This window comes from Streptomyces gottesmaniae, from assembly GCF_031845845.1.
GTDB classification, from domain to species: Bacteria; Actinomycetota; Actinomycetes; order Streptomycetales; family Streptomycetaceae; genus Streptomyces; species Streptomyces akebiae.
In genome coordinates this window covers 84,940-94,508 of the sequence record NZ_JAVRFJ010000044.1, presented here as the reverse complement: position 1 = coordinate 94,508, position 9,569 = coordinate 84,940, and the positions used below count along the sequence as shown (strand labels likewise).

Genomic DNA, 9,569 nt, shown 5'->3' with positions numbered 1-9,569 from the left:
GGGGCACGAGGGCCTTTCGTCGTTCGGTGGAGATGTCGCAATCCACACCGAACCCGGAAGGCCCTCACTCGTTCAAGATCACTCTCCAGTGATCGCCGTCACCAACCTCCGTGGACAGAACAGCTAGGCGGCGGGGAGCGCTAGGAGGCGCCGCCCACAGGTCCGCTGCCGTTCCGCCGCGCCGTCGGCGGTCCCGGCACCCGTTCCAGCGCCCGGCCCAGGCGGTTCACCCAGTCCTCGGCCGTGCCCCGCACCCGGGGGTGTGCGGTGCGGAAGTCCGCCCAGTCCGCGGCGTCCAGGACGAGCGTGTCCACGCGCAGGGGGTCGGCGGGGGCCGGGGCGCCGGCGCCTCGGCGGGGGCCGGGGCGCCGGCGCCGGGCTCACGGCGGAAGACCCTGTGGAGCAGCCGCGCGGAGAGCCGGGTGACCTCGGCCTCGGCGAGGAGGACGGCGTCGTAGAGGTCCTTGGCCTGCGCGCGGCCCTCGGAGGCGCAGTCGCTGTGCAGCCACAGGAGCTTCCAGGCGAGGGACAGGGCGGGGCCGGGGGTGCGGACGACGGTCCGGCCGGAGCCGTCGGCACGGGGTATCGCCGTCCACACGGGGAGCTCCGGGAGCCGCTCGTCGCGGGCGAAGTCCAGCCGCGCCTCGCCGGGCGGCAGGCCTTCCGCCGTCCAGGGGATGATCAGACGGGTGCCGGGGGTCTCGTACTCCGTGTAGGTCCAGATGCCGTCGGGCCGGGCGCCGCCCACGTCGAGCACCACCCCCGGCGCGGCGACCGGCCGTTCCCGCACCAGGTCGAGCAGCACCAGATGCGGCGGGCGCTCCTCCGGCTCCGCCTCGAAGACCCAGTGCAGCCGGGCCGCCGATACATCGGTGGCCGACTGTACCGACCACCACTGACAACGGCGGGCACGGCGGGCACGGCGGCGGGCGGCCTCGGGCCGCGCTCAGGAGGGCGAGTCGCCCGGGTCCCAGTCGAGCAGGCGGACCTTCGCGACCGTGCGGACATGGCGGCGCATCGCGGTGGCCGCCTGCTTGGGCTGCCGGGCGGCGATGGCGTCGAGGATCGCCTGGTGCTGGGCGAGCGAACGGTCGGGCCGGCCGGGCTGACGCAGCGACTCGGTGCGGCTCTCGGCGATCTGGTCGGCGATGGAGCGCATGAACTCGGCGAGCAGACTGCTGTGCGCGGCCGCCGTGACCGCCGCGTGGAACAGCCGGTCGCCCTCGATGCCGTGCCCGTCCCGCTCGATCTCCCCGGCCATGTGCGTGAGCGCGTCCCGCATCGCGGCCAGGTCGTCCTCCGTACGGCGCTCGGCGGCCAGTTCGGCGAGCTTCGTCTCCAACGCCTCGCGGGCCTCCAGCACGTCGGGCAACCGCCGACGCCGCTCGACCATCCGCTCGACCGGCTCGACGTCCAGGCTGTCCCGGACGAGATAGGTGCCGCCGCCGTGGCGGGCCTCCACCAGGCCCTGGACCTCCAGTACGACGATGGCCTGCTTGACCGAGGCCCGGCTCACGCCCAGCCGCTGGGCCAGGTCCCGCTCGGGCGGCAGCCGGTCACCGGCCTTCAGACCGCCCTCGGCCACGTACTGACGCAGCCGGTCGAGGACCTGCTCGTAGAGCCGCTGCTTGGCCATGGGCCGCAGGGCGTCGCTCACGATTCCCCCTCGTACTGCTCGTACCGCTGGAGCGCTTGTACCGCTTGTGCCGCTTGTACCGCTGGAACTGCTTGTACCGCTGGAACCGCTCGTCCGGCGTCGCTCGTCGGGAGCGTAACACCGGTCGGAGACAGTGGCCCGATGGCCGAGTGGCTGAACCAATTTCCGCGCACCCCCTTGACGTCACCGCCCTGCGCCTCCACGCTGACCAACCGTAAGTGGCTCAGCCACTCGACCACTCACTCGCCCAGTTGTCGACTCTCCCCCTCTGCCGCTCCGGGACCCAACGACGGGAGCCCGTATGTCCCCCGAACTGATCTCGATCCTCGTCCTGGCCGTGGTGTTCGTCATCGCCACGACCCGTTCCGTGAACATGGGCGCGCTGGCCTTCGCCGCCGCCTTCGGAGTGGGCGAACTCGTCGCCGACCTCGACGCGGACGGCATCTTCGCCGGCTTCCCCGGTGACCTGTTCGTCGTCCTCGTCGGCGTCACCTATCTCTTCGCGATCGCCCGCGCCAACGGCACCACCGACTGGCTCGTCCATGCCTCGATCCGGCTCGTACGGGGGCGGGTGGCGCTGATCCCCTGGGTGATGTTCTTCCTCACCGGCGCGCTCACGGCGATCGGCGCGGTCAGCCCGGCGGCGGTCGCGATCGTCGCCCCCATCGCCCTCAGCTTCGCCTCGCGCTACGGCATCAGTCCCCTGCTGATGGGCGCGATGGTCGTCCATGGCGCGCAGGGGGGCGGCTTCTCCCCCATCAGCATCTACGGCACGATCGTCAACGGCATCGTCGAACGCGAAGACCTCCCCGGCAGCGAACTGTTCCTCTTCCTGGCGTCCCTGATCGCCAACCTGGTGATCGCGGGAGTGGTGTTCGTCCTGTTCGGCGGCCTGAAGCTGACCTCGGCCCCCGCGCACCCGGCTGCGGGCGACGGTGCCGCTGGCGCGGGACGGGCGGGCGCGGCGACACCTCGTCCCACCGAGCAGGGGACCCGCCCCCCGGCCGGCACCACCACCGGGGACCCCGAACCCACCGGCACCGCCACCGCGACGGACACCGGAACCGGAACCGGCACCACCCTCGCCGAAACCACCCCCACACTCACCCCCGCCCGCACAGCCACCCTCACCTCCCTCGCCGCCCTGGTCGTCGCGGTCCTCGTCTTCGACCTGGACGCCGGCCTCACCGCCGTCACCCTCGCCGCCCTTCTCAGCGCCCTCTGGCCGGACGACAGCCGCAAGGCCGTGACCCAGATCGCCTGGTCCACGGTCCTCCTCATCTGCGGTGTCCTCACCTACGTCGGCGTACTCGACGAGATGGGCACCATCACCTGGGCCGGTGAGGGCGTCGGCGGCATCGGCATCCCCCTCCTCGCCGCCGTACTCCTCTGCTACATCGGTGCCGTCGTCTCGGCCTTCGCCTCCTCCGTCGGCATCATGGGTGCCCTGATCCCCCTGGCCGTACCGTTCCTGGCCCAGGGCGAGATCGGCGCGGTCGGCATGGTCGCGGCACTCGCCGTCTCCGCGACGGTCGTGGACGTCAGCCCCTTCTCCACCAACGGCGCGCTGGTCCTGGCCGCCGCACCGGACGTCGACCGCGAGCGTTTCTTCCGCCAGCTGATGATCTACGGAGGGATCGTGGTGGCCGTGGTGCCCGCCGTGGTGTGGCTGGTGCTGGTGGTCCCGGGATTCGGGTAACCCCACCGGGGAGCCCCGTGGATCAGGTGCCCCCAAGTGCAGTGCGGCACCTCGAACCACGACGACCGACGACCGACCGACGACGACCCACCGACCGACGACCGACGACCGACGACCGACGACCGACGACCGACGACCGACGACCGAGGAGTACCAGAACGTGTCCTCTCTCTTCCCGGCCCTCACCGGCGAAGCCCGAACCCTCGAACGCCCCGCCCTGCGCTTCGGCGACCGGTCCCTGACCTACGGGGAACTCGCGGCCGTGACGGACACGCTCGCCGCGCGGATCCGCGACGCGGGCCGCGTGGCCGTCTGGGCGACACCGACGCTGGAGACGGCGGTGGGCGTCGTGGCCGCGCTACGGGCCGGCGTCCCCGCCGTACCGCTCAACCCGAAGTCGGGCCAGAGCGAGCTGGGGCACATCCTGAAGGACAGCGCCCCGGCGCTGATCCTCACCGCTCCCGAGGCCGAACTCCCTTCGGCGCCGGCCGATGTGGAGCGCCTGGACATCGACGTACCGGACCGCTCGACGGCGCACCCGGGCGGAAGGCGGCCGCTCGCCGACGAACCGGCTCCCGAGGCCCCCGCCCTCATCGTCTACACCTCCGGCACCACCGGCCCGCCCAAGGGCGCCGTCATCCCCCGCCGTGCCGTCGCGACCACCCTGGACGCGCTGGCCGACGCCTGGCGGTGGACCGCCGACGACGTACTGGTCCACGCCCTGCCCCTCTTCCATGTGCACGGCCTGATCCTGGGCGTCCTCGGCCCGCTGCGGCGCGGCGGCGCGGTCCGCCACCTCGGCAGGTTCGACACGACCGCGGTGGCCCGGGAGCTGTCGGCGGGCGCGACGATGCTGTTCGGCGTCCCGACGATGTACCACCGCATCGCGGAGACCCTGCCCGCCGACCCGGACCTGGCGAAGGCGCTCGGCCGCGCCCGCCTGCTCGTCTCCGGCTCCGCCGCGTTGCCGGTGCACGATCACGAGCGGATCGCGGCGGCGACCGGCCGCCGGGTGATCGAGCGGTACGGCATGACGGAGACGCTCATGAACACCAGCGTCCGCGCCGACGGCGAACCCCGCGCCGGCACCGTCGGAGTCCCCCTGCCCGGCGTGGAGTTGAGGCTGGTCGAGGACGACGGCACCCCGCTCACCGCGTACGACGGCGAGTCGGTCGGTGAGATCCAGGTGCGCGGCCCGAACCTCTTCACCGAGTACCTCAACCGCCCCGACGCCACCGCCGCCGCGTTCACCGCCGACGGCTGGTTCCGCACCGGCGACATGGCCGTGCGCGACCCCGACGGTTATGTACGCATCGTCGGCCGCAAGGCCACCGACCTCATCAAGAGCGGCGGCTACAAGATCGGCGCCGGTGAGATCGAGAACGCGCTCCTCGAACACCCGGGGGTCCGGGAGGCGGCCGTCACCGGCGCACCGGACCCCGACCTCGGCGAACGCGTGGTGGCCTGGATCGTCCCGCAGGACCCCGAATCCCCGCCCCCGGCAGAGGAGTTGGCGTCTCACGTCGCCGCCCTCCTCTCCCCCCACAAGCGCCCCCGGACCGTCCACTACCTCTCCGCGCTCCCCCGCAACGACATGGGCAAAATCATGAAGCGGGCGCTGAAGACGGACGAAGCCGGATGACCGACCGCCGCCTCTCGGCCCGCGAGGCCATCGCCGCCCTGACGGACGACTTCACCGAACTCCCCACCCCACGGCGGGAGTACGCCCCCGACGGCCCCCTCGCCTGGCAGGGCTACGACTCCGCACGGGCCCGCGCCGCCGAGCGCACCGGCGAGGAGGAGTCGGTGGTGTGGGGCCGGGCCGCGATCGGCACCGCACAGGCCGTGCTGATCTCCTTCGAGTTCGGCTTCCTGGGCGGCTCGCTGGGCGAACGCACCGGCGACCGTCTGGAGGCGGCGCACACCTACGCCCGCGCCCACCGCCTGCCGGTGGTCTCCGTCGTCGCGACGGGTGGCAGCCGTATGCAGGAGGGCATGCGGGCCCTCACCCAACTCCAGCGTGTGGCACGCGAGTCGGCGCTGACGAGCGGGGCGGGTCTGCCCCGGGTCGCGGTCCTCCGCGACCCGACGACCGGCGGCGGCTGGGCCACCCTCGGCGCCGGCGCCGACATCACCCTGGCCCTCCCCGCCACCCAGATCGGCTTCGCCGGCTCCCGCGTCCGCCCCCCGGACGCGGACCCCGCGGCGTACACGGCGGACTCCCAGGTCACGGCCGGCTCCGTGGACGCGGTGGTGCACCCGGACGACCTGCGCGACACGCTGTCCCTGTGGCTGTCGCTCCTGACCAGCCCTTCCCCGGAGCCCGCGCCCCCACCTCACGCGCTCCGGGGCCCCCGCCCCCATGCAGCCACCCTCCCCGCCACCGGCTGGGAAGCCGTGGAACGCGCCCGCTCCCCCCACCGCCCCCGGGCCGAGGCCTACCTGGACGCCTACTTCACCCGCCGCGCGCCCCTCAGCGGTGACCGAGCCGGCGGCACCGACCCCGGCATGCTCTGCGGCTTCGGCGAACACGAGGGCCGCACCGTCGCCTACGCGGCCCAGTGCGGCACCCCGACCCGCCCGGCGGGCTACCGCACCGCCACCCGCCTCATCCGCCTCGCCGACCGCCTCGGCATCCCCGTCCTGACCTTGGTCGACACCCCCGGCGCCGCGAACGACGCCGACGCCGAACGCGAGGGCGCGGGCCCCGCCATCGCCGCCCTCTTCACCGCCGTCGCCACCGCCCGCACCCCCGTGACGACCCTCCTCATCGGCGAGGGCGGCTCCGGCGGAGCCCTCGCCCTCGCCGCCCCCGACCGCACCTGGGCCACCCCCGACTCCTACTTCTCGGTGATCGCCCCGGAACTGGCGGCCGCGATCCTGAAGCGGCCGGAGAACAACGTGCGCTCGACCGCCGATCAACTCCGTGTGAGACCACAGGATTTGGTGGAGCTCGGGGTCGTACGGGGCATCACGGATACATACGGGTAGCGGAAACCGGGACAACCTCGAGTACCGTCCGTAACAATGTGTGTCGGCGAGAGTCACGGACAACGGGGGGCGTCATGGATGGCTTGGTGGAGTTCGAGACCGAAGACGGCTCCATGATCATTGTGGAGCCTGCCGAGGACCTGTCCGGTTCACAGCTCGTCGCGGACCACGACGGAGGGACGGTCCGGGCCGCCCGCACCTTCGAGAACGCCCTCGGCCACGTCCGTACCGCCGCCCAGTCGGCGCTCCGGGTCCTGCGGGACGACTCGCTCGCGCCCGATTCCGTGGAGCTCGAGTTCGGAGTGAAACTGAGTGCCGAGGCGGGTGCGGTGATCGCCAAGAGCACGGTCGAAGCCCATCTCGTGGTCAGGCTCACCTGGTCCCCGGCTCACGCAGCCGGCTCGCCCGGAACTCCTGTGAACTGATGAGGAGCGCTTCCTGGAACGCAAGGATCGAGTGTGGGGGAAGTATCGGGGCCGGCTTCCTGATCAATGCTCATCATGTTCTTACGTGCGCGCATGTCGTCAAGGACAGCGACCGGCATCAGGTGAGCGTCACCTTCGCGGGTGGTGACGACATGCAGCACGCCGGCCGCGTGGTGGCTCGGGGCGACTGGGACGGCACACCGACCTCGCAAGGTGACGTCGCCGTGCTCGAACTGGTTCGTCCGGCGAACCTCACACCTGCGCGCTTCGCGGCCCCCTCCGACGCGTTCGGGGACCCGCCGCCGAAGCTGCTGGCTCACGGCTTCCCCAGACACAACCGACGGGGGACCCTCACCGAGTACCGCACCACCGCCGACCAGTTGCTCGACAGCGAATGGATTCAGCTGGAGGCATGGAAAACTTACGGTCAGCCTCTGGCTCCGGGTTTCAGCGGAGCAGCACTGACCCTGACGGACGGCAGAGTTGTCGGTTTGGTCACGTCGGCCGCGAAGGATCCCGGGATCCGGGACGGCAGGATGCTGCCCGCCCATGTCGTGGCCCGCTACTGGTCTCCCTTGGCTGAGCTGATACCGCATCCCGTGTACAGCCCGAGTCAGTTACGGCGTTTACGGGAGCTGATCGAGGAGGCGTCCAAGCAGGACAAACTGCAGTGCAGCCCCGAGCGGCTCTACCGCGACGCCGTGGGTATAGGGCCGCCGCCGCCGAACGGCTTGAACACCCTATGGGATGCGGCGTGGTACCTCCTGTTCGAGGTGCCCGACCCGCGCGCCATAGCCCGGTTCACGGGACGGCTCGCGATCTTCATCGACGATCTCGGAACCCGAAGGGGATTACGGGCGTGGTCCCAAGCAGGAAACGGATCGGTTGCCCCGCCCCGGACGAGCCGGGCTCCTGACTGGTCGCCCATCCTGGTCGAGATAGCGCCCAGCGGTCGCGGCAACAATCATTTCCTTGTCGAGGTGTCCGCGTACAACGGCCAGGACCGCCTGGTGGTGGGGTCCAACAGACTCCCCGTCGAGGACATCCGCGCATACGCCCTGGAACGCATAGACGAGGCGTATCACGTACTGGAACCGGAAGCACGTGAGTTGATCGCCTTCGTGTTGCCACTGCGCTACCTCAACCTGGACGTCGCACGATGGCAGCGCAGCCCCGACGACGACAGCCCACTCGGCTCCTTCGCGCCGCTCGTCGTCATCAGCCTGGAACGGCGACGTAGCTTCGGTCTCCAGCACAAGCTCAGGCAGAAGTGGGCACGGCTGGACACGCACCCGATGGCACAGTTGCACCGCATCGGCTGTGCGTCCCTGAGACAGAGCCCGAAGAGCCTGACCATCGGACTGCACCGCAGCACCGACATGGTCGGCTTCGGCACCCCGCCCCGCGCGGAAGGCGTCCGTCAGCTGCTTCGCGCGACCTTGAACGCCCCCGCACCCGCGATCCTCTGGCCGCGAAACAACTGCAAGGGCGGGGCCGCGCCACACGACGACTGCCAGGGAACGGCCTTTCTGAACCACCTCGACGAACAACTGGCGGGGCGGCCCTTACGAGATCTTCCGGCCTACATCCACGAACTGCGCGAGGCTGCCTGCTCGGTTGAGGACGGGTCCGACTCCAGAGCCACCGAAAGGCATTGGGCGCACGACCTGACGTTGATGTGGGAGGACCCCCGTTGTCTTCCCGACCCGGACAGTTTCCAGGAACTTCCGGTCTGATCCCCTCCAGCCTGCGCGAGGAGACACGTATGTCCCTGTGGCCTGTCTACACGGGTACCGGTGAGCCCCACGACGGCGTCGACCGCCTCCCCGCGCCGCCGCCATGGCGTGCCTTTGACGGCGGGCCCGAGCTGGCGACCCCCAGCGAAGACGACGACATCTCGGCCACCTCACCCGACCGCAGGCACCGGGCGCTCACCTACCGCGCCACCGACCGGGCCGTGCAGCTCGTCAACGCGGCCCTGTACCTGCGTCGCCCGCTGCTGGTGACAGGCCCGCCCGGCAGCGGCAAGTCCAGCCTGCCGTACGCCGTGGCACATGAGCTACGCCTCGGCCCGGTGCTCCGCTGGAACATCACCAGCCGCACCACGCTCCACGACGGCCTCTACCAGTACGACCCTCTCTCACGGCTCTATGCCGCCGGCCGTAGCGGGTCGAAGACACGCCCACAGGACGGCGAACTCCAAGACCATCTCCGGCTGGGGCCACTGGGGACGGCACTCCTCCCGTACACCCGGCCTCGTGCCCTGCTGATCGACGAGATCGACAAGAGCGATCTGGACCTGCCCAATGATCTGCTGCACATCCTGGAGGAGGGGGAGTACGAGATACCGGAGCTGGTGCGCGCCGCCCAGCACATCCCTTCGGCCCAGGTGATGGTCGACGGGACTGACGCACGCGTGGCAGTGACACGAGGTCGGGTGCGATGCAGGGCCTTCCCGTTCGTCGTCATGACCAGCAACGGAGAACGGGAGTTCCCGCCCGCGTTCCTACGGCGGTGTGTACGCCTGGAACTACCCCAACCGCGAGGTACCCATCTTGAGGAGATCGTGCAGGCACACCTGGGTGAACCGGACTCGTACGCACGAGAGTTGATGGGGCGCTTCCTCGACAGGGGTACGGACGGGGAGCTGGCGACAGACCAGTTGCTGAACGCCATCTATCTGACGGGGGTCTCTGGAATCGAGGCGTCCTCCCGAGACGAGTTGGCCGAGCAGTTGATGCCGTATCTGAGCCGCACCCGAGACACCATGGACGATCTCGGAGGCTGAGTGGCGGAG

At 70.9% G+C, this 9,569-nt stretch carries 8 protein-coding genes; 6 read left to right on the top strand and 2 right to left on the bottom strand.

The window, feature by feature from the left end; translation table 11 throughout:
* Positions 1–226: 226 nt before the first annotated feature.
* Together RM704_RS36960 and RM704_RS36955 are read right to left on the bottom strand one after the other, a co-directional pair.
* On the bottom strand, positions 227–805 hold the full coding sequence (locus RM704_RS36960; RefSeq protein WP_311592270.1) for a nucleotidyl transferase AbiEii/AbiGii toxin family protein: 579 nt from the start codon (positions 803–805) through the stop codon (positions 227–229).
* Positions 806–946: 141 nt separating this feature from the next.
* Positions 947–1,657 carry a FadR/GntR family transcriptional regulator gene (locus tag RM704_RS36955; RefSeq protein WP_033530198.1) on the bottom strand — a complete coding sequence of 237 codons (711 nt, stop codon included), beginning with the start codon at positions 1,655–1,657 and terminating at the stop codon, positions 947–949.
* Between the two features lie 301 nt (positions 1,658–1,958).
* Between RM704_RS36955 and RM704_RS36950 the strand changes: the two genes are divergently transcribed.
* The 6 genes from RM704_RS36950 (at position 1,959) to RM704_RS36925 (ending at position 9,560) form a co-directional block, all read left to right on the top strand.
* Complete coding sequence (locus tag RM704_RS36950; RefSeq protein ID WP_033530197.1) at positions 1,959–3,356, top strand: SLC13 family permease; 1,398 nt, start codon at positions 1,959–1,961, stop codon at positions 3,354–3,356.
* A 160-nt stretch (positions 3,357–3,516) separates the two neighbouring features.
* Positions 3,517–4,998, top strand: coding sequence for an acyl-CoA synthetase (locus RM704_RS36945; RefSeq protein WP_033530196.1), 1,482 nt, complete (start codon positions 3,517–3,519; stop codon positions 4,996–4,998).
* Complete coding sequence (locus tag RM704_RS36940) at positions 4,995–6,347, top strand: carboxyl transferase domain-containing protein (RefSeq protein ID WP_033530195.1); 1,353 nt, start codon at positions 4,995–4,997, stop codon at positions 6,345–6,347. Before RM704_RS36945 ends, RM704_RS36940 begins: the two co-directional genes overlap by 4 nt.
* A 74-nt stretch (positions 6,348–6,421) precedes the next feature.
* Positions 6,422–6,772 carry a CU044_2847 family protein gene (locus RM704_RS36935; protein ID WP_033530194.1) on the top strand — a complete coding sequence of 117 codons (351 nt, stop codon included), beginning with the start codon at positions 6,422–6,424 and terminating at the stop codon, positions 6,770–6,772.
* Entirely contained in the window at positions 6,772–8,508 is a 1,737-nt protein-coding gene (locus tag RM704_RS36930) for a VMAP-C domain-containing protein (RefSeq protein WP_033530193.1), read from the top strand. The genes RM704_RS36935 and RM704_RS36930 overlap by 1 nt, the downstream gene beginning before the upstream one ends.
* 29 nt (positions 8,509–8,537) lie before the next feature.
* Positions 8,538–9,560 carry an AAA family ATPase gene (locus RM704_RS36925; protein ID WP_033530192.1) on the top strand — a complete coding sequence of 341 codons (1,023 nt, stop codon included), beginning with the start codon at positions 8,538–8,540 and terminating at the stop codon, positions 9,558–9,560.
* Positions 9,561–9,569 lie beyond the last annotated feature (9 nt).

Coding starts and splice junctions, on each gene's coding strand:
- RM704_RS36950 (WP_033530197.1), top strand. CDS start 1,959: ATGTCCCCCGAACTGATCTCGATCCTCGTCCTGGCCGTGGTGTTCGTC.
- RM704_RS36940 (WP_033530195.1), top strand. CDS start 4,995: ATGACCGACCGCCGCCTCTCGGCCCGCGAGGCCATCGCCGCCCTGACG.
- RM704_RS36935 (WP_033530194.1), top strand. CDS start 6,422: ATGGATGGCTTGGTGGAGTTCGAGACCGAAGACGGCTCCATGATCATT.
- RM704_RS36930 (WP_033530193.1), top strand. CDS start 6,772: ATGAGGAGCGCTTCCTGGAACGCAAGGATCGAGTGTGGGGGAAGTATC.
- RM704_RS36925 (WP_033530192.1), top strand. CDS start 8,538: ATGTCCCTGTGGCCTGTCTACACGGGTACCGGTGAGCCCCACGACGGC.